Here is an 18,030-nt window from a genome sequence, read left to right on the forward strand (position 1 = left end):
ATCAAAAATGCGGCTTTTACCACTTATCTAACGCCTGCTGATCACTCTCTCGATGTTCAATCCAGCGTTCGCCCTTATCTGTCTGCTCTTTTTTCCAAAAAGGCGCTTTGCTTTTCAGAAAATCCATAATAAATTCATTTGCTTGGTAGGCTTCACCACGGTGAGGGGAACTGACTGCAACAAGCACGATTTCATCACCCGTATGCAATAAACCAACACGATGAATGACAGCCACGCGCAATAACTGCCAACGGGAACAGGCTTCTTCCACGATTTCACGTAACGCTTTTTCGGTCATTGCAGGATAATGCTCTAGAAACAAACTGGATACATTATCTCCTAAATTCATTTCTCGCACTTTTCCTACGAAAATCACGGCAGCCCCAACATTATTCGGCGCAGACACCCAACGATAAACTGCATTTTGATCAAAATGTGCAGTTTGTACAGCTATTTGGATTTCTGCCATCTTATCCTCCTGTAACTGGTGGGAAAAAGGCAATTTCATCACCATTTTGTACTGCACTTTCAAGATTAGACAATGTTTGGTTAATCGCAACTAAAAGTTTTTCTTTATCTAATGCTAATGCCCATTTATCCCCTTTGGCACTTAAATGTTGGCGTAATGCTTCTGCATTGGCAAATTTTCCTGTTACTTCGATCTCATCAACACCAATTAACTCTCGTGTTTGGGCGAAAAATAATACTTTAATCATTCTGTTTTTCCTGCTAAAAAATGGCCAGATTTTCCACCGCACTTTTCTAAAAGGCGAATATGTTCAATCACGATATCTTTTTGCACCGCTTTACACATATCATAAATGGTTAAGGCTGCCACGCTTGCTGCGGTAAGTGCTTCCATTTCCACGCCTGTTTTGCCCGTTAATTTGCATAGGCTTTCAATACGCACTTGGTTGCACTCAGGTAAGGCAGTTAAAGAGACTTCCACTTTTGAAAGTAATAAAGGATGACATAATGGAATTAAATCCCAAGTCCGTTTTGCCGCTTGTATCCCAGCAATACGCGCAGTGGCAAAAACATCACCTTTGTGGTGTTGGCCTGACAAAATCATTTGCAAAGTAGAGGGTGACATTGTCACTAAAGCTTCTGCTCTTGCTTCACGAACCGTTTCTTGTTTGCCCGAAACGTCCACCATATTGGCTTCGCCATTGTTATTAATATGAGTAAATGTGGTCATCGTTATTCCTTTATTAACCGCCAATGCTGGCAAGATGATTACGCACTCCGCTATCACCATTATGTAAAAAATGATGTTCCCGTTTTCCTTGTAAGGCTGAAAATATACGTGCTTCTAATTGTGGCTGTTGCTCGTCATACTGCAATAAATCACGTAATTCAATGCCTTCCTCACCAAATAAACATAAATGCAATTTACCTTTTGCGGACACTCGTAATCGGTTGCAACTTGTACAGAAATTCTTTTCATAAGGCATAATTAAACCGATTTCCCCTTGATAGTCGGGGTGTTTGAACACTTTAGCAGGGCCATCTAAATAACCACGCGGTTGTAATTGCCAACCGGACTCAAGTAATTGATCAGCTAAAATTTGCCCAGATAGATGATAGCGTTGAAAAAATTGATCCATTTCTCCCGTCTGCATTAATTCAATAAATCGCATTTGAATGGGGCGATCTTTAATCCAATTGAGAAACGCCCCAAATTCTTGGGTATTCAGATTTTTCATTAATACAGCATTTACCTTTACCTTACGGTATCCCACCTCAAAAGCACGATCAATGCCTTGCATAATTTCAGCAAATTTATCTACCCCGGTAATACGTTGAAACATTTTAGCATCAAGGCTATCGACACTCACATTTATGGACGTAATTCCTGCTTGTTTCCAAGCTGATACCTCTTTTGCCATACGATAACCATTTGTTGTGAGCGCAATTTGCTTAATATGTTCAACTTGCTGAATGTGTTCTACAATTGAGAGGAAATCTCTGCGTAAGGTCGGCTCACCGCCCGTGATACGAATTTTTTCCGTACCAAGATGAGCAAAAGCACGCACCAAGCGAACAATTTCACTTTGAGTAAGAAAGCTCGGTTTATTTGGCTCTGGCTGATAACCATTGGGTAAACAATAGTTACAACGAAAATTGCACATATCTGTAATAGATAAGCGCAGATAATAATATTGGCGAGCAAACCCATCTATAAGACGCGTTTCTCCCACCTGCTTTATGGGAATTGTTTGCATTAGACACCTTTCTAAAATGAGAGAGGATAAGCCGTTTCCAACGTATCCCTGAGTAATACAACATTGTATTACTGGCATTGCTACCTTATTTCATCGTTAAATAAAACGTAGGCAAACAAGCTCGGAGTTATGCGAAAATTTTCTTTATTCTAAAGGTTTAAGCGAATTTAAGCTATACCTAGAATGAGATCTATATCAAAAAAGGGGATATTTTTTTACTTATAAATCAATTATATAATATTTTATATAACGAAAATTTATAAAATTTACACCGCACTTTTGTTTAAATTTGTTTATACTTAACATCCGTCTCACCCTCACCTATTTAAGGAAAAATAATGAGTGATTTAACACCACATAGCCGTCATGAAAACTTAGATAAAATAAATAAAATTGTGGCTATTGGCGGAGGACACGGACTTGGACGCGTAATGTCGGCCTTGAGTTTTATGAAAGAACGCCTTACTGGTATCGTTACCACCACAGATAATGGCAGTTCGACAGGAAGAATTCGGCGGCAGCAAGGCGGGATTGCTTGGGGTGATCTGCGTAATTGTTTAAATCAAATTATCACAGAACCTAGCACTGCTTCTGCATTATTTGAATATCGCTTTTCAGGAAGTGGGGAATTAGCAGGTCATAATCTCGGCAATTTAATGCTTAAAGCGTTAGAAAATATGCATATTCGCCCAACTGAAGGGGTGAATTTAATCCGCGATCTCTTACATGTAAAATCATTCATTATCCCTATGTCTGAAACCCCTGTACACCTCGCTGCGTCACTTCCCTCTGGCTCAAGCGTGGTTGGTGAAGTCGAAATTGATGATTTAACTGAAATCCCCAATTCTATTTTTCTTGTTCCCCTTGTCAGTGCAACGCCCGAAGCGATACAAGCCATTCAACAGGCTGAAATTATTTTATTTGGACCGGGGAGTTTTCTCACTAGCATAATGCCACCGATTTTATTACCTGAAATCATCGATGCATTGAGAGACAGTCAAGCTAAGAAAATTTTCATTGATAATCTTGGAGTTGAGCATAGTCCTTCTGCGGCATTGTCGTTACAAGATCGGATAAATTGGATTAACGAAACGGTAGGAAAAAATATTATTGATGGTGCAATTGTTCAAAATGGCTTAGAACCAGCACAGAAAAATGAAGGTTTAACCCTTATTGCAAGACGATTACGTGCAGACGATGTCACCTACCGCCACGATCGCACATTATTATGCAAAGCGATTGATGATTTGATTGAAGAATTAATAAGATAAGTCATTGTACTTAAAAATAGGACGAAATCCTTTCGCCCTATTTTTTCCCTAAAATTATTTATTAATTAAACTCAAAAACTCTTTCCTTGTTTCTCGATCATCAAGGAATACGCCACCAAATGCAGAGGTAACAGTATAACTATTGGTATCTTTAATACCTCGACATTTCACGCAAAAGTGGGTTGCTTTAACATACACTGCCACATCTTCTGTTTCTAAAATGGTTTGGAAAGCCAGTAAGATTTGTTCAGTTAAACGTTCTTGTACTTGTGGGCGTTGGGCAAAAAATGCCACAACACGATTAATTTTTGATAACCCAATTACCCATTTTTTCGGATAGTACGCAACGGACACCATTCCATCAATGGTGACAAAATGATGTTCACAAGTGCTAGTTAGCGTAACGTCATTCACCAACACCATTTCGCTCACTTTCATTCGATTTTCAATATTAGTGATTTTTGGGAAATTGGCGTAATCCAAGCCACTAAAAATTTCATCAATGAACATTTTGGCTAAACGAACGGGGGTTTCCTCAAGGCTATCATCACGCAAATCCAGACCGATCAATTTCATTACCTCACGCATATGTTGCTCAATGCCTTCTCGACGTTGAGATTTTGTAAGTTGTGTGGTAATCATCGGGGTTTCTATCCCTTTGCTCACTAATGCCTGACGAACTTTTTCTGCCTCAGGTGAAATTTTATTCATTGACTACTCTCCAAATTTTAAATTAGGCTATTCTATCAAAGTCTAAAACAATAATAAAATGAGAATAATAGTTAATTTATATGAAAAAAATGAGTAGAATGAGAAAATATTTAAGCAGACAAAAGGACAATTTATGCTTAGCCTTGAACAAGCGCTAACACAGATGTTAGATCAACTTCCTTTACCACAACAATGTGAAACGCTCCCCTTATCGCAAGCGAGCCAACGTATTTGTGCGGACGATATTATCTCTCCAATTAACGTGCCTTCTTTTGATAACTCTGCAATGGACGGTTATGCGGTGCGTCTTGCGGATCTTGCACAATCACATACGTTAAACGTTGCGGGCAAAGCCTTTGCGGGTAACCCTTTTAATGGTGAGTGGTTGCCACAAAGTGCAATACGAATTATGACAGGCGCAATGATCCCAGCGGGTACCGATGCCGTGGTCATGCAAGAAAATGTGCAACTTAATGAAGACGGCACGGTAACCTTCAATGAAATCCCCAAATTAGGGCAAAATATTCGCCGTGCTGGTGAAGATGTGAAAAAAGGCGATGTGGTACTAAAAACAGGCGAAAAACTCACCGCACTTTCCTTACCCTTACTTGCATCTTTAGGTATTGCTGAAGTGACTGTATTTGCGCGTTTAAAAGTCGCTATTCTTTCTACGGGTGATGAATTAGTGCCAGTAGGCGAACCATTAGATGAAGGTAAAATTTACGATACTAATCGCTTTACGGTGAAATTATTGCTCGAAAAATTGCCTTGTGAAATTTTAGATTTCGGCATTTTGCCTGATGATGAAGCGTTATTTGAAAAAGCCTTTTTACAAGCACAAGAGCAAGCAGATTTAGTCATTACCAGCGGTGGGGTTTCTGTCGGTGAAGCAGATTTCACAAAAAATATTTTAGAAAAACTTGGCAAGGTTAATTTCTGGAAAATCGCAATGAAACCCGGCAAACCTTTTGCATTCGGTAAACTCGAAAAAGCGTGGTTTTGTGGCTTACCGGGAAATCCCGTTTCGGCATTCGTTACGTTTTATCAGTTAGTACAGCCTGCTATCGCAAAACTCAGTGGATATAGCCAATGGCAAGCGCCACAACAACTCAAGGCGATAGCCAGTGAAAATCTGAAAAAGGGCATCGGTCGCAAAGATTTTCAACGCGGTTTTTATTGGCTCAATGAACAAGGACAACTTGAAGTCAAAGCCGTTGGTTTTCAAGGTTCTCATCTCTTTAGTGCGTTTATTGAAAGCAACTGTTTTATTGTATTAGAAGCAGAACGAGGCAATGTTCAAGCCGGTGAAATGGTTACCATTGAACCCTTTAATGAATTGTTGGGCTAATTATGATCGAACTCACTGCGGAAGAAGAACTGCGTTACAATCGCCAAATTGTACTGAAATCCATTGATTTTGATGGCCAAGAAACATTGAAAGATAGCACAATGCTTGTTATGGGCTTGGGAGGCTTGGGCTGTGCTGCAAGCCAATATTTAACTGTAGCGGGCGTTGGCAAATTAATTTTAGTGGATTTTGATCGCGTCTCTTTGTCTAACTTACAACGCCAAGTGCTACACGATGATAGCCGTCTTGCAATGCCCAAAGTGGAATCCGCTAAGCTCAGTTTACAACGCTTAAATCCACACGTGCATCTTGACGCAATCAATCAACAATTAACGGATGACGCGCTCCTTGCGTTATTACAAAATGTCGATGTGGTGCTAGATTGTACCGATAACGTAGAAACACGGAATCAGCTAGATCGTTGTTGTGAGCAAAGCAAAACGCCACTTATTTCGGGGGCAGCAATCCGTATGGAAGGACAAATTTCCGTTTTCACCTATGAAGAAAACACGCCGACTTATCGCCAACTCAGCCAACTTTTTGGCAATGCGCCGCTAAGTTGTGTGGAAACCGGCGTGCTTGCTCCGATGGTGGGGATTATTGGCTCAATGCAAGCTCTTGAAGCAATCAAAGTGCGGTTGAAAATTGGCGAGAATTTATGTGGACGATTATTGCTGATTGATGGCTTTACGATGAAAGTGAGGGAAATTAAGCTTCCCGTTTCGCATAAATAAGTGAAATATCGCGGCATTCATTGCCGTGTATTTTTTCTCTCTTTTTTCTCCCCGTTTTCTCTCTACTTTTCTTTCTCCACTTAACTTATTTGCTTGCCATTTTTTACCTATTCCTCAAGATGAACGTGCTAAAATTAATACACGTGTGAAAAGCTGTTTAAACAAACGAGGAATGGATTCCACACCACGTTGCTTAATCTCATCAGATAACGCCACGGCAAGATCGGGCTTTGATGTGCGTTGTATGGCACGTTGAATGATACGATGAACCAAATATTTCTGTGAACTTTCCTGCCAATGCGCTAATCGAATAAACACTCGCTCAAACCCGGCATAATAGAAAAAATGTTCAATATCTTTTTTCGGTAAATAGGTGAGTCGCATTGCGGGTGATTCATTCTCATTCAAGAGACTTTTCGTAGTTGCTGAATATTTTTTACCTGCCTCATCGCCATCGGTTAGCACATACCATTCAATTCCCATCGCTTTGGCATAATGAATTAAAGCACGCAATCCACACTGCGCAAATTCTACGATCCTGATGCCTTCCATCGCAAGATCAATACCAAGTAGATCAGCCAATTCTGTTAAAATCCAAACTTCCGTTTCTCCCTCCACCAACAGCCACATTCGCGAAAATAATGCAAGACTACGGTTATGACGAATATGGAAGCTTAAACGGCGTAATTCCTCTTTATTTAATTGATGTGAAAGCTGAAAAGCTTGTGTGCGTTCACTGCCCCTCACTAAACGGCAAATCGCCTGCAAAGGGATTTGTGAGAGCAATTCCACAGAATTTGTAGTGGTAATACGTTGAATGGGTAAATAACTGACTAATTCCCATATAATCGCCACCATTCTAGGATGCAAACGGGCGTCTGGATCTTCAAATAAAATAATCGGCCGTAAGCGATGAAGATCACGTAATTCATTGGCAGAAACAAATAATTGGCTTAATTGTTGAAATAAAATATGGCGTAATGAATGATGCTGTTTTTCGCGCAATTTCAGGCAAAGCGATTTCACATCATTCCAAAGTGCGGTGGTATCTTGCATTAATTCTGCTGACATAATGCGATTGAGAAAATAATGTTGCAGTAAGCACAACGTGGATTGAATTTCGCGATTAAGCTTAGGGTCACCCAACCAAGGTGATGCCGAGAGAGGTTGAGCATCAGAGGGGGAATTACGTCTTGCATCACGAAAACGATAAACAGGATGTTGTGCAATTAATGCCATTGCCATTTGTTCTGGGTCTTCTACGCTAAGTATTTTCCCTTCCCCATCTAAAAAATGGTAGGTGGTGATAATCTCGGAGCCTCGCATTTCCCCCATAATCTGAAAATAAATTTTAGCATAAGGTTCATCATCAAAAACGGCAAGTTGAGGATAAGGAAAATGCGCTAAGGATTTTGCTTCACGGTGAAGGCTAAAGGTAAATAATAGGGTAATTTCTTTCACCGTAGAGGCATTTTTTTCGTCTTGATAAAAATCCGTTGATTGGAATTGATAAAGGCGTTGCTCGTTATTAAAAATGACACTTAACGCTGCCAATAAACTGGATTTCCCCCAAGCATTTTCACCAATCAACACCATATTCGGTTGTAAAGTAAGCGAAAGGCGGTTTATGCCACGAAATCCCACCAAATCTAATTGACGCAAATACATTATCGCTCCTTTGTATTTTTATCTCACTTGCGTAAAATAGCATAATAATTTCATCATTTTAAGGAAAAAACTGTGTTTGAAGGATTACTTATCGTCCTCGCACCCATGTGTTTAGGCTATTTTTTTAAGACAAAAAACACCGCACTTTTACAGCGTATAAACCAAATAGTAATGCTTCTGCTTTATGTCATTTTGTTCATTATGGGCGTATCTTTAGGGCATTTAGACGATCTTGCCAACACGTTACCGTTAATTGGCATTTCTGCCTTTAGCTTTGCTTTAATCATTCAAAGTTGCAATATTATTGGCTTAATGCTCTATGACAAACTTTACCCATTGCCACTTAAACGTTTGGGCAAAGATTTACCTTCCCGTGGGCGATTATTATTGGATAGTGCCAAACTTTGCTCAATGGTATTGATTGGTTTTATGGTGGGGATTTTGACCAAAGAATGGCTCGCCTTTCCTTTTAGTACAAGTACTTATGCTTTGGTTCTGTTGATCTTTTTTGTCGGCATTCAACTGCGTAATAATGGTATTGCGTTACGTGAGGTGATCTTCAATAAGCGTGGCATTTATACGGGGATTGTTTTTATTATTACTTCCTTGCTAGGCGGTATCATTTCCGCTTATGTCCTTGATTTACCAATGACGCAAGGTTTAGCCATTGCATCTGGGTTTGGCTGGTATTCCCTTTCTAGCGTTGTGATCAATGATGCTTGGGGGCCGGTATTTGGCAGTATCGCATTTTTTAATGATCTCTCACGGGAAATTCTGAGTTTATTTATTATTCCCTTCTTTATGTTTAAGTATCGCTCTACCGCAGTCGGAATGGCTGGTGCAACCGCATTAGATTGCACCTTGCCCATTATTCAACGTTCTGGCGGCATTGAAGTTGTCCCACTGGCGATTAGCTTCGGCTTTGTAACGAATATAGTACCGCCAATTTTGTTAGTATTTTTTTCCAGCATTCCACTTGCTTAATTATTCACTTTCAGCCTGTATCTTCTATATAGGCTGAAAAATCCATTCAATTTCTACCGCACTTTTCTTTTTAATATTTAGCAATAAGAATGATTCTCTCAAATAGAATAATTATTATTAAAATTTCCTTTTAAAATTAATAACTTATAAATATTTTTAGTTGCAAAAAAGAAAAAACTGGTTAAACTATGCCCAGTCTAGTTAATCATTAAGGAAAGGAGTGGCTATGTTACAAGACGCGATTATTAAGAAATTAAACGAACAAATTAATTTGGAATTTTATTCTTCCAATGTGTATTTACAAATGAGCGCTTGGTGCTCAGCAAATGGCTATGAAGGCGCAGCAGCCTTTTTGCTACGCCACGCAGATGAAGAAATGATGCATATGCAAAAATTATTCACCTATGTAAATGAAACAACCGGTATGCCATTATTAGGCAAAATTGAAGCACCAAAAAATGATTACAAATCGTTAAAAGAAGTCTTTGAGATCACGCTTGAACACGAAAAATTTGTTACCGCAAAAATCAATGAACTGGTGGAAGTTACCTTTGAGCATAAAGACTACTCTACTTTCAATTTCTTGCAATGGTACGTGGCAGAACAACACGAAGAAGAAAAATTATTCAGTAGCATTATTGATAAATTTAATTTGGTTGGTGAAGACGGACGCTCGCTTTACTACATCGACCGCGATTTAGCTACATTAGAATAATCAGAATAAAAGGAGAAAAAAATGTTATCAAACAACGTGATTAAATTATTAAACGATCAAATGAATTTGGAATTTTATTCCTCAAACTTATATTTACAAATGAGCGCTTGGTGCGAACAACAAGGTTTTGACGGTGCAGCACAATTTTTGTCTGCTCACGCAGCGGAAGAAATGCAACATATGCGTAAGTTATTCACTTATTTAACTGAAACAGGGGCATTGCCAATCATCAGTGAAATTGATGCACCACCGCACGAATTTAGTTCATTAAAACAAGTGATTGAAACCACTTACCAACATGAAAAATTAATTACCAGTAAAATCAATGAATTAGTTGGAAAAACCTTTGAAGAAAAAGACTTCTCTGCATTCAATTTCTTACAATGGTATGTGGCAGAACAACACGAAGAAGAAAAATTATTCAGTGGTATTTTAGATAAACTGAATCTTCTCGGCGATGACGGCAAAGGCCTGTTCCTTGTGGATAAAGACCTTGCCAAACTTGCAGTTAATCACGCTTAGTTATCAGTATAAAGCCAGTTATTCGCTGGCTTTTTCTTTGTCCAAAATTTGCTGATTTTCCACCGCACTTTGGATTTGTTGATAATGACAAGTGCGGTAGAAAAAGGCGGAAAGAAGTATGCAAAGCATTAAAATAATTTGAATTAAACGTTTTTTTGTTAGCTTTTCAGTGGCCATTAGGATTTCCTTAACAATTATTTAACTATTTAAAACTTCTTAATTTTACCATTTAGTGGTATTATTTCTTGCGTTAGATCAATTTTATATGATTTTTTCTGCTTTACCGAGTTATTTGAGGATTAAATGAAAATTTTAGCTAATGACAGTAAAATTGGGCGTCGTGTTCAATCCGGCGGCTGTGCCATTCACTGCCAAGATTGTAGTATCAGCCAACTCTGTATTCCTTTCACATTAAATGAACACGAACTAGACCAGCTTGATAACATTATCGAACGCAAAAAACCGATCCAAAAATCTCAAGTCTTATTTAAAGCAGGCGACTCCCTTCATTCTCTCTATGCAATTCGTTCTGGCACGATTAAATCTTATACGATTAGTGAAACAGGTGAGGAACAAATTACCTCTTTCCATTTGCCCGGTGATCTCGTCGGCTTTGACGCAATTATGAATATGCAACATCCAAGTTTTGCACAGGCTTTAGAAACCGCAATGGTCTGCGAGATCCCTTTTGATATTTTAGATGACTTATCAGGCAAAATGCCCAAATTACGCCAACAAATTATGCGTTTAATGAGTAATGAAATTAAAAGTGATCAAGAAATGATTCTCTTACTGTCTAAAATGAATGCCGAAGAACGCTTGGCGGCGTTTATTCATAACCTTTCTCGTCGTTACTCGGCTCGTGGTTTCTCTGCACGAGAGTTCCGTTTAACGATGACGCGTGGCGATATTGGCAATTATTTAGGTTTAACCGTTGAAACCATTAGCCGTTTGCTAGGACGTTTCCAAAAGTCAGGAATGCTCTCGGTTCAAGGAAAATATATAACCATAAATAATATGGCAGAGTTATCCCAATTAGCAGGAGTAACCAAAACGCGTATTCAAATGGTCAGCTAATTGGCTTTCACGCAACTAGTGCAACAATATGTTGCACTAGATCACGTTTTTTTCCACACTAACTTGTTATTCTTGCCAATCTTTTCTATGCTATAAGCCAATTAGCCAACATTTGGAGGTTGTTATGAAATTTAAAAATATCTTGGTTGTGTTAAATCCTGAAAATGAAAAGCAATATGCCCTTGCTCGTGCGGTGCGTTTAGTCAAAGAACAAAAAAGTGAAAATAAAGTAAACATTACCACGTTTATGACGGTTTATGATTTATCTTACGAAATGTCCGCGCTGCTTTCTTCAGAAGAACGTGAAAATATGCACCAAGGTGTTATTGAACAACGCCAAAAAGTCATTAAGCCTTATTTAGAAAAATACGCCGATCCAAATATTGAATTTTATTCAAAGGTTGTTTGGCATAGTAATGAAGCGGAAGCCATCGCGGAAGAAGTGGAAAAAAATCACTACGATCTTGTCGTGAAATATACACAGGAAGAAGAAAGCATTACATCACTTATTTTTACCCCGATGGATTGGCAATTATTACGTAAATGCCCCGCTCCAATAATGATCGTAAAGGACGGAGATTGGAAACATCAACGCCGTATTTTAGTTGCGGTCAATGTGTCTGATGACGAAGAGCATCATAGCTTACTGAATAATGAATTAGTGACACTAGGTATTGATTTAGCCGATAGCTTAGAACGCGGAAATGTACACCTTGTTACCGCTTATCCACCAACACCAATCAATATGGCAATCGACTTACCTGAATTTAGCGCGGCTGATTACAGTAATAGTATTCGCGGACAATACTTGCTCAATATGAAAGCCCTACGCCAACATTTCAATATTGATGAAGATCACACCCACGTTAGAGAAGGTTTCCCAGAAGATATTATCCCTGAAGTGGCGAAAGAATTAGGGGCGGAAATGGTGGTGCTAGGCACAATCGGTAGAACCGGTCTTTCTGCAGCTTTTCTTGGAAACACCGCAGAACACGTTATCAGCAAATTAAATTGTAATTTATTGGCAATTAAACCGAATGACAAATAGCCCCAAATGAGCATATAAAAAAGCTGACCTCAATATTGAGCTCAGCTTTTTTCATTTCAACAGCTAAAACAGTAGATTATTTTGCATAAAGCGGTGCTGGACCAATAGGCCCACCCTGCGTTGAATTTTCTTGCTGTTTTACTAATTTTCCTGACGAAGAAATTTCTACACGACGATTTTCTCGTAAGCAGTCTTTTAATGCTTGACCCGTTACGTTATCACAAGATTTAACTTGATATTCCTTACCATAACCGATAGCTTCAATATTAGCCTGAACGCCTTGTTCAATTAAACGTGCCTTAACACGCTCTGCACGACGTTTAGAAAGCTGCAAATTATATTCTGCCGAGCCTAAACGATCGGTATGTCCTGAAACTTTGACTTCTTTTGCTCCAGCGGATTTAAGCTGTGCAGCCACATTATCAATCACTTCTAATCCTTTTGATGAAAGCTGATCTTTATCAAAATTAAATAGGACATCACCTTTTAAACTGAAAGATAAACTGCCATTACAACCATTCGGATACCAGAAGAAACTTTGTGCATTCATATCTTTGTCAAATAAAATTTTGTATTGACAGATTTTATGCTCGCCATTTTCACGGTAATTAAACACATAATCCCACTCACGAACACCAAATAACCCTTCTGCAAAATGTGGACGATCGATTAAATTATAAATTTGATCTTTATTCATACCACGCTCAATCATTCTCACATTATCCCAATTTGGCCAAGAACCATACTGGCTACCATTATGATTAAATGTAGAATCCTCAATTTTTGGCCACACAAGGTTATCTGATGTACCGTCATCATTAACTTTACTTAAGTTTCCACAAGCCGCTAAGGTTGTCGCAGCAATTGCAGAAAACAAAATATGTGATAGTTTCATTTTATGTACCTTAATATCTGATTTTATTGATTAATTTCTATAAAACTAAACGCTTAGAATATATCTGAAAGATTTCCTATATCTAACATCCAATATACTAATGGCAATCTGCCGTAAAGTAAATTAATAAAGTCTATAAACGGCAGTGATGTTCTAAAATTTTTGTCATCTTTTGTAAAGAACATTCAAGTTCTTAAAATAATGTTCGCTCATTACGTTTTAACCACCCCAATAGCACATTATCTGCACTTTCTTCCGCTTGTTTCCCTAATTTCTGTACAAGGGATTTTTTCATTGCGTATTTCACCGAAACGACAAATTTATCTTTAATCGCTCGTAGGATCACATCATCGCTGGTGGCAATTTCATCAACTAAGTTTAATCCTAACGCGTGCTGCCCAAACCAATGCTCTCCAGTGGCTACCTGCTCAATATCAACCTGTGGACGATGCTGTGCAACAAATTGTTTAAATAATTGATGGGTTTCTTCTAATTCTTGCTGGAATTTTTCTTTCCCTTTTTCCGTATTTTCACCAAGTAAAGTGACTGTACGTTTATATTCTCCCGCGGTCATCACGTCCACATCCACATCGTGTTTTTTCAGTAAACGATGAATATTCGGCACTTGTGCCACCACCCCTACTGAACCAATAATAGCGAAAGGTGCGGCAATAATGTTATCCGCCACGCACGCCATCATATAGCCTCCACTGGCTGCTACTTTATCCACTGCCACGGTTAATTTAATCTGATGCTGTTTTAAGCGTGCTAACTGGGAAGCCGCAAGCCCATAACCGTGAACCACACCACCGGGGCTTTCTAAACGCAGCAGCACTTCATCTTCTGGTTTGGCTACGGCGATAATAGCACTCACTTCCTCGCGAAGTGCGGTGGTTTCTGAAGCAGAAATATCCCCTTTAAAGTTCAACACAAATAAATGGGGCTTGCGTTCATTTTCTGGACTTTCACCTTTTTTACGTTTTTCTTTTTCTGCTTTTGCTTTTTGTTTATCCTCTTTTTTGCGTGCTTTTTCTACTTGTTTTAACGCTTCTTCAGAAAGATGAAACTCCGCCAAACGCTTGGCATTTTCTTCATATTCTTGCGATAAATCGGTGATGACCAACTCCCCTGCTTGATGAGATTTTTTCTGTTTAAACGCCATAATCATCGCGACAATGCCAGTAATAACCAATAACACTGTAAGAATTTCTAAAATAAATAAGCCATAGCCCATTGCTAATTCTGACCACATAATCTGTCCTTGTTGTTAAATAAAAATCAAAATGCGATCATAAAGCATTTCTGACAAAGTGCAATTTCTCGCTGATTATTTACGATTAAGAAAAAATCTTTTTCCTTTTATTCCATTGTTCTAGAAAAAATTCCCTCTATAATGACCGCACTTTATAATAAGCACAATTTAAGGATTTCTTATGTCGAAAGTTCTTGTTTTAAAATCAAGTATTCTTGGCGATTACTCACAAACAAATCAGCTTGCTGACTACCTTGTATCAAAATTACCTACTGGCACCGAAGTGGTTGAGCGTGATTTAGGCGCGAACCCATTGCCACATTTTGATGGTATTGCTGCCAATGCCTTGCGTGGCGAACCAAAAACCGAACAAGATAAAGCATTACTGGCACTTTCAGATGAATTGGTCGCAGAATTAAAAAATGCTGATACCCTTATTATCAATGCACCAATGTACAACTTTAATATTCCAACCCAATTAAAAAGCTACATTGATTTCATTGCTCGCCCACGTGTCACTTTCCAATATACCGAAAATGGCCCTGAAGGCTTAGTAAAAGGGAAAAAAGCCATTGTATTAGCCTCTTTCGGCGGCGTACACCAAGGGCAAGTCACGGATGTTATCACCCCCTATTTGAAAACATTCCTTGGTTTTATCGGCATTAATGATGTGGAATTTGTTTATGTAGAAGGCGTAGGATCGGGGGCAGAAGTCGCCGCTAAATCGCAAGAACAAGCAAAAGCAAAAGTGGATACATTAATTTAATGTCTTTTAAAGAAAAAAGAGCAGGCTTTCCTAGCTCTTTTTCTTTTAGCACCAATCCAATCAAGGCTAATATTGATTGAATACATTAATAACAAGCGATAACTGCATTATGCATTCTCGGATTACCTCTCTCATCTAATAGCTCGTATTATTAATCAGCTGTGATACAGAAATCACCAAAAATTTACACCGCACTTTATCTTTTATAAAAAGATAAAAAAATAGTATAAATGAGGGCTAAGTTAAAAATATCTACTCATTTACCTCTTTTTTTGTAATTTCTCAAAAATCATACAATTTTTACGAACAATTTTTTATTTTCTTTGTCTTAAGCAACACAATAAACATACTTTCAGCAATGAAAGAAAATAGCGTGAACTCCTTTAAAAATGGAGATCTGTTCTTATTTTAAAATGACACTTAGTAACGAAATGGAGAAATAAAGTGAAAAGAAAACATTTTTTATTAACCAGTATCGCTCTTGGCTTAACCGTGCTTGGTACCTCTGTAAACTCAATGGCAACATTGCCCCCTCCAAGCACGCTTTCTAGCACCCCTACTTTAGCCCCAATGCTAGAGCAAGTGCTACCTAGCGTCGTTTCCATTGCAGTGGAAGGAAAACAAAAAACCCGTTTCCAAAATGACGATATTCCTGAAGAGTTCAAGTTTTTCTTCGGGCCAGAAATTTTTAATAATAACTCACCGCGCAGTTTCAAAGGTCTTGGTTCTGGTGTGATTATCAATGCCGAAAAAGGTTATGTACTCACGAACAATCACGTGATTGATCAAGCAGATAAAATCACGGTGAAATTACAAGACGGACGTGAATTTAACGCAAAATTAGTGGGGGCTGATGAGCTTTCAGATATTGCTTTAATTCAACTAGAAGATCCGAAAAACCTTACTGAGATCAAAATGGCTGACTCTGATAAACTACGTGTTGGCGATTACACTGTGGCTGTTGGAAATCCCTTTGGTCTAGGACAGACGGTGACTTCAGGCATTGTCTCTGCTCTTGGGCGTTCAACAGGTTCAGAAAAAGGTAGCTATGAAAATTACATTCAAACTGATGCTGCAGTAAACCAAGGCAATTCAGGAGGGCCATTACTCAATCTTAATGGTGAATTAATTGGTATCAATACAGCAATTATCTCACCAAGTGGAGGAAATGCCGGAATCGCTTTCGCCATTCCAAGTAATATGGCAAACAGCCTTGTGAAACAAATCCTTGAATTTGGTGAAGTTCGCCGTGGATTATTAGGTATAAAAGGCGCTGAACTCAATGCTGAGCTAGCTAAAGCACTCAAAATAAATGCACAACAAGGGGCATTTATAAGTGAAGTGTTACCTGATTCTGCTGCTGAAAAAGCAGGCTTACAAGCTGGCGACGTAATCACCGCCATTAACGGGCAAAAACTGTCTAGCTTCGCCGAATTGCGTGCAAAAATCGCCACGACAGGGGCAGGTAAAAGCGTTGAATTAACCTATTTACGCGATGGCAAATCCCATACAACTTCCGTCACACTACAACCAGATGAAGAAGTAAAAGCCAGTGCAACAAACCTTCTTCCTGCATTAGAAGGTGCCGAGTTAAGTAACTACAATGCAAAAGGACAAAAAGGCGTTGAAATTAGCAAAATTAAAGATAAATCACTTGCTCAACGCTTAGGCTTAAAAGACGGAGATGTGATTATTGGTATAAACCGCACACCAGTTGAAAACTTGGATCAACTACGTAAATCACTTAAAGATAAACCTTCTACTATCGCATTAAATATTTTGCGTGGTAAAACAAATTTCTACTTGCTAGTGCAATAAAGAAAACTTTTTTCCTCTTTGCCAAGGTTGATGGGTAATGGAAAGTAAAATTCAACCTGAAGTCGTTCCGTTACCTGCTGATGTTTTGCAAATTCCTTCCCTCTATCGGGGGAAATGCTTTCTAAAGGTTAGATTGTGCAAGGCTTCAGCCATTACCTTGGCAACACTTTCTGCCCGCTTTGCGGGCAATTTTCTGACGATGGGAAAACGGCTTTTTCTATCCGTCAAGGTCAATAAATAGGCTTTGCCTGCTACGCCCAACACCATATCAGCTTCCCAATCGCCTAAACGGCTTCGCTTGGTCGTTCGATTAAATGATGACTAATAGGGATTTTTCCGCGTTTTTCTACATAGTCATTGGTATGCCGCCTTTTTCCACGATGACGGAATTTCCGAATTGCCCCTCTTGCCCCGTGCAATAACCCTTTCTCATCAAACCACCCAGCATAAATCCCTCGGTAAATACTGATAAAGCTAATAGAAAGCACGCTTTGTTCGTATTTCAAACGAGAGGCAATCTGCTCTGGCGACCAATTCTCTTCTAAGAACTTTTGCTTGACGAAATCAAACAATCTCGGGTCGGCTAACTTTCGCTTGGTTTTACATTCTACCCGTTGTTGATAGTGTTCTTGAGCTGATAATGCCGCATATTCGCCCTGACAGCGCTTCAATTCTCGTGAAATGGTCGATTTATGTCGCTGTAATCGCTGAGCAATCTGGGTTATTGTTTTGCCTAATGCGTGAAAAACCATTATCTTTTCGCGTTCATAAAGGGTAAGATGTTTGTAGGTATTCATAAGTTCTCATCAGTGATTTTGTTTTGTGCTAAACAAATTATCGTCGATTTCCTTATGCACACTTTTTTATTTGTTGCAGTTAGATTGTAAATTCAAGCCATAAAAAAAACCTTGCTATAAGAGAAAGGTTTTTCTTCTTAAAATAGATATATTATTGATTACGCAATATTTTAACGGTGTTAATTATTGCGCCCAAACA

19 protein-coding genes, 1 pseudogene and 1 riboswitch are annotated in these 18,030 nt (G+C 38.8%); of the genes and pseudogenes, 10 read left to right on the top strand and 10 right to left on the bottom strand.

The genetic code is table 11. The features are described 5' to 3' along the window. Nucleotides 1–16: 16 nt before the first annotated feature. From moaE to moaA, 4 genes are all read right to left on the bottom strand, one after another. Complete coding sequence (gene moaE / locus L5B90_RS02235; protein WP_250350422.1) at nt 17–469, bottom strand: molybdopterin synthase catalytic subunit MoaE; 453 nt, start codon at nt 467–469, stop codon at nt 17–19. Between the two features lies 1 nt (nt 470). Continuing rightward, on the bottom strand, nt 471–716 hold the full coding sequence (gene moaD / locus L5B90_RS02240; RefSeq protein WP_250364463.1) for a molybdopterin synthase sulfur carrier subunit: 246 nt from the start codon (nt 714–716) through the stop codon (nt 471–473). Then, a complete protein-coding gene (moaC, locus tag L5B90_RS02245; RefSeq protein WP_250364462.1) occupies nt 713–1,198 on the bottom strand; it encodes a cyclic pyranopterin monophosphate synthase MoaC in 486 nt (161 codons plus the stop codon). Before moaC ends, moaD begins: the two co-directional genes overlap by 4 nt. A gap of 13 nt (nt 1,199–1,211) precedes the next feature. Next, entirely contained in the window at nt 1,212–2,225 is a 1,014-nt protein-coding gene (gene moaA, locus L5B90_RS02250; RefSeq protein ID WP_250364461.1) for a GTP 3',8-cyclase MoaA, read from the bottom strand. Next, a riboswitch (molybdenum cofactor riboswitch) is annotated at nt 2,214–2,364 on the bottom strand. It overlaps the preceding gene by 12 nt. 199 nt (nt 2,365–2,563) lie before the next feature. Between moaA and L5B90_RS02255 the strand changes: the two genes are divergently transcribed. Beyond that, a complete protein-coding gene (locus L5B90_RS02255; protein WP_265762030.1) occupies nt 2,564–3,496 on the top strand; it encodes a gluconeogenesis factor YvcK family protein in 933 nt (310 codons plus the stop codon). A gap of 54 nt (nt 3,497–3,550) precedes the next feature. On the opposite strand, the gene folE is transcribed toward L5B90_RS02255, so the two are convergent. Further along, a complete protein-coding gene (gene folE / locus L5B90_RS02260; RefSeq protein WP_250364459.1) occupies nt 3,551–4,207 on the bottom strand; it encodes a GTP cyclohydrolase I FolE in 657 nt (218 codons plus the stop codon). 133 nt (nt 4,208–4,340) lie between these two features. Here folE and moeA point away from each other — a divergent pair, with 133 nt between their 5' ends. Further along, nucleotides 4,341–5,555, top strand: a complete 1,215-nt coding sequence (moeA, locus tag L5B90_RS02265) for a molybdopterin molybdotransferase MoeA (RefSeq protein WP_265762031.1) — start codon at nt 4,341–4,343, stop codon at nt 5,553–5,555. A gap of 2 nt (nt 5,556–5,557) precedes the next feature. Further along, complete coding sequence (gene moeB / locus L5B90_RS02270; protein ID WP_265762032.1) at nt 5,558–6,289, top strand: molybdopterin-synthase adenylyltransferase MoeB; 732 nt, start codon at nt 5,558–5,560, stop codon at nt 6,287–6,289. Nucleotides 6,290–6,403: 114 nt separating this feature from the next. Here the strand turns inward: moeB and L5B90_RS02275 are convergent, their stop codons facing one another. Further along, complete coding sequence (locus L5B90_RS02275; protein WP_250364456.1) at nt 6,404–7,957, bottom strand: DUF2813 domain-containing protein; 1,554 nt, start codon at nt 7,955–7,957, stop codon at nt 6,404–6,406. 72 nt (nt 7,958–8,029) lie between these two features. Between L5B90_RS02275 and L5B90_RS02280 the strand changes: the two genes are divergently transcribed. The 3 genes from L5B90_RS02280 (at nt 8,030) to ftnA (L5B90_RS02290) (ending at nt 10,178) form a co-directional block, all read left to right on the top strand. Beyond that, a complete protein-coding gene (locus L5B90_RS02280; RefSeq protein WP_250350430.1) occupies nt 8,030–8,941 on the top strand; it encodes a lysine exporter LysO family protein in 912 nt (303 codons plus the stop codon). Nucleotides 8,942–9,167: 226 nt separating this feature from the next. Next, a complete protein-coding gene (gene ftnA, locus L5B90_RS02285; protein ID WP_115249686.1) occupies nt 9,168–9,656 on the top strand; it encodes a non-heme ferritin in 489 nt (162 codons plus the stop codon). A 21-nt stretch (nt 9,657–9,677) separates the two neighbouring features. After that, the gene (gene ftnA / locus L5B90_RS02290; protein ID WP_250350432.1) at nt 9,678–10,178 is read left to right on the top strand and encodes a non-heme ferritin; all 501 of its coding nucleotides are present in this window, start codon (nt 9,678–9,680) and stop codon (nt 10,176–10,178) included. An 18-nt stretch (nt 10,179–10,196) separates the two neighbouring features. On the opposite strand, the gene L5B90_RS02295 is transcribed toward ftnA (L5B90_RS02290), so the two are convergent. Beyond that, nucleotides 10,197–10,355: a hypothetical protein gene (locus tag L5B90_RS02295; protein WP_250350433.1), complete on the bottom strand. Its 159-nt coding sequence runs from the start codon at nt 10,353–10,355 to the stop codon at nt 10,197–10,199. Nucleotides 10,356–10,481: 126 nt separating this feature from the next. Between L5B90_RS02295 and L5B90_RS02300 the strand changes: the two genes are divergently transcribed. Continuing rightward, a complete protein-coding gene (locus L5B90_RS02300; RefSeq protein WP_250364455.1) occupies nt 10,482–11,255 on the top strand; it encodes an FNR family transcription factor in 774 nt (257 codons plus the stop codon). A 124-nt stretch (nt 11,256–11,379) separates the two neighbouring features. After that, nucleotides 11,380–12,303: a universal stress protein UspE gene (uspE, locus tag L5B90_RS02305; protein WP_250364454.1), complete on the top strand. Its 924-nt coding sequence runs from the start codon at nt 11,380–11,382 to the stop codon at nt 12,301–12,303. Between the two features lie 76 nt (nt 12,304–12,379). On the opposite strand, the gene L5B90_RS02310 is transcribed toward uspE, so the two are convergent. After that, nucleotides 12,380–13,198, bottom strand: coding sequence for an OmpA family protein (locus tag L5B90_RS02310; RefSeq protein ID WP_265762033.1), 819 nt, complete (start codon nt 13,196–13,198; stop codon nt 12,380–12,382). A gap of 193 nt (nt 13,199–13,391) precedes the next feature. Then, on the bottom strand, nt 13,392–14,450 hold the full coding sequence (gene sohB / locus L5B90_RS02315) for a protease SohB (protein WP_265762034.1): 1,059 nt from the start codon (nt 14,448–14,450) through the stop codon (nt 13,392–13,394). A 181-nt stretch (nt 14,451–14,631) separates the two neighbouring features. Between sohB and L5B90_RS02320 the strand changes: the two genes are divergently transcribed. Further along, nucleotides 14,632–15,216, top strand: a complete 585-nt coding sequence (locus L5B90_RS02320; RefSeq protein ID WP_265762035.1) for an FMN-dependent NADH-azoreductase — start codon at nt 14,632–14,634, stop codon at nt 15,214–15,216. A 444-nt stretch (nt 15,217–15,660) separates the two neighbouring features. Continuing rightward, the gene (locus L5B90_RS02325; RefSeq protein WP_265762036.1) at nt 15,661–17,034 is read left to right on the top strand and encodes a Do family serine endopeptidase; all 1,374 of its coding nucleotides are present in this window, start codon (nt 15,661–15,663) and stop codon (nt 17,032–17,034) included. Nucleotides 17,035–17,046: 12 nt separating this feature from the next. On the opposite strand, the pseudogene L5B90_RS02330 reads toward L5B90_RS02325, so the two are convergent. Next, nucleotides 17,047–17,831 (bottom strand): annotated as a pseudogene (locus tag L5B90_RS02330) (IS30 family transposase); the annotation flags it as partial. Nucleotides 17,832–18,030 lie beyond the last annotated feature (199 nt).

Origin of the sequence: Avibacterium sp. 20-129, assembly GCF_026226845.1 — a bacterium.
Lineage (GTDB): Bacteria > Pseudomonadota > Gammaproteobacteria > Enterobacterales > Pasteurellaceae > Avibacterium.

Bases quoted from the DNA above. Each gene is read 5' to 3' on its own strand.
- L5B90_RS02320 (WP_265762035.1), top strand. From the start codon at position 14,632: ATGTCGAAAGTTCTTGTTTTAAAATCAAGTATTCTTGGCGATTACTCA.
- ftnA (WP_250350432.1), top strand. From the start codon at position 9,678: ATGTTATCAAACAACGTGATTAAATTATTAAACGATCAAATGAATTTG.
- L5B90_RS02295 (WP_250350433.1), bottom strand. From the start codon at position 10,355: ATGGCCACTGAAAAGCTAACAAAAAAACGTTTAATTCAAATTATTTTA.
- L5B90_RS02310 (WP_265762033.1), bottom strand. From the start codon at position 13,198: ATGAAACTATCACATATTTTGTTTTCTGCAATTGCTGCGACAACCTTA.
- ftnA (WP_115249686.1), top strand. From the start codon at position 9,168: ATGTTACAAGACGCGATTATTAAGAAATTAAACGAACAAATTAATTTG.
- moaD (WP_250364463.1), bottom strand. From the start codon at position 716: ATGATTAAAGTATTATTTTTCGCCCAAACACGAGAGTTAATTGGTGTT.
- moaA (WP_250364461.1), bottom strand. From the start codon at position 2,225: ATGCAAACAATTCCCATAAAGCAGGTGGGAGAAACGCGTCTTATAGAT.
- moeA (WP_265762031.1), top strand. From the start codon at position 4,341: ATGCTTAGCCTTGAACAAGCGCTAACACAGATGTTAGATCAACTTCCT.
- moaE (WP_250350422.1), bottom strand. From the start codon at position 469: ATGGCAGAAATCCAAATAGCTGTACAAACTGCACATTTTGATCAAAAT.
- moeB (WP_265762032.1), top strand. From the start codon at position 5,558: ATGATCGAACTCACTGCGGAAGAAGAACTGCGTTACAATCGCCAAATT.
- L5B90_RS02255 (WP_265762030.1), top strand. From the start codon at position 2,564: ATGAGTGATTTAACACCACATAGCCGTCATGAAAACTTAGATAAAATA.
- moaC (WP_250364462.1), bottom strand. From the start codon at position 1,198: ATGACCACATTTACTCATATTAATAACAATGGCGAAGCCAATATGGTG.
- uspE (WP_250364454.1), top strand. From the start codon at position 11,380: ATGAAATTTAAAAATATCTTGGTTGTGTTAAATCCTGAAAATGAAAAG.
- folE (WP_250364459.1), bottom strand. From the start codon at position 4,207: ATGAATAAAATTTCACCTGAGGCAGAAAAAGTTCGTCAGGCATTAGTG.
- sohB (WP_265762034.1), bottom strand. From the start codon at position 14,450: ATGTGGTCAGAATTAGCAATGGGCTATGGCTTATTTATTTTAGAAATT.
- L5B90_RS02275 (WP_250364456.1), bottom strand. From the start codon at position 7,957: ATGTATTTGCGTCAATTAGATTTGGTGGGATTTCGTGGCATAAACCGC.
- L5B90_RS02300 (WP_250364455.1), top strand. From the start codon at position 10,482: ATGAAAATTTTAGCTAATGACAGTAAAATTGGGCGTCGTGTTCAATCC.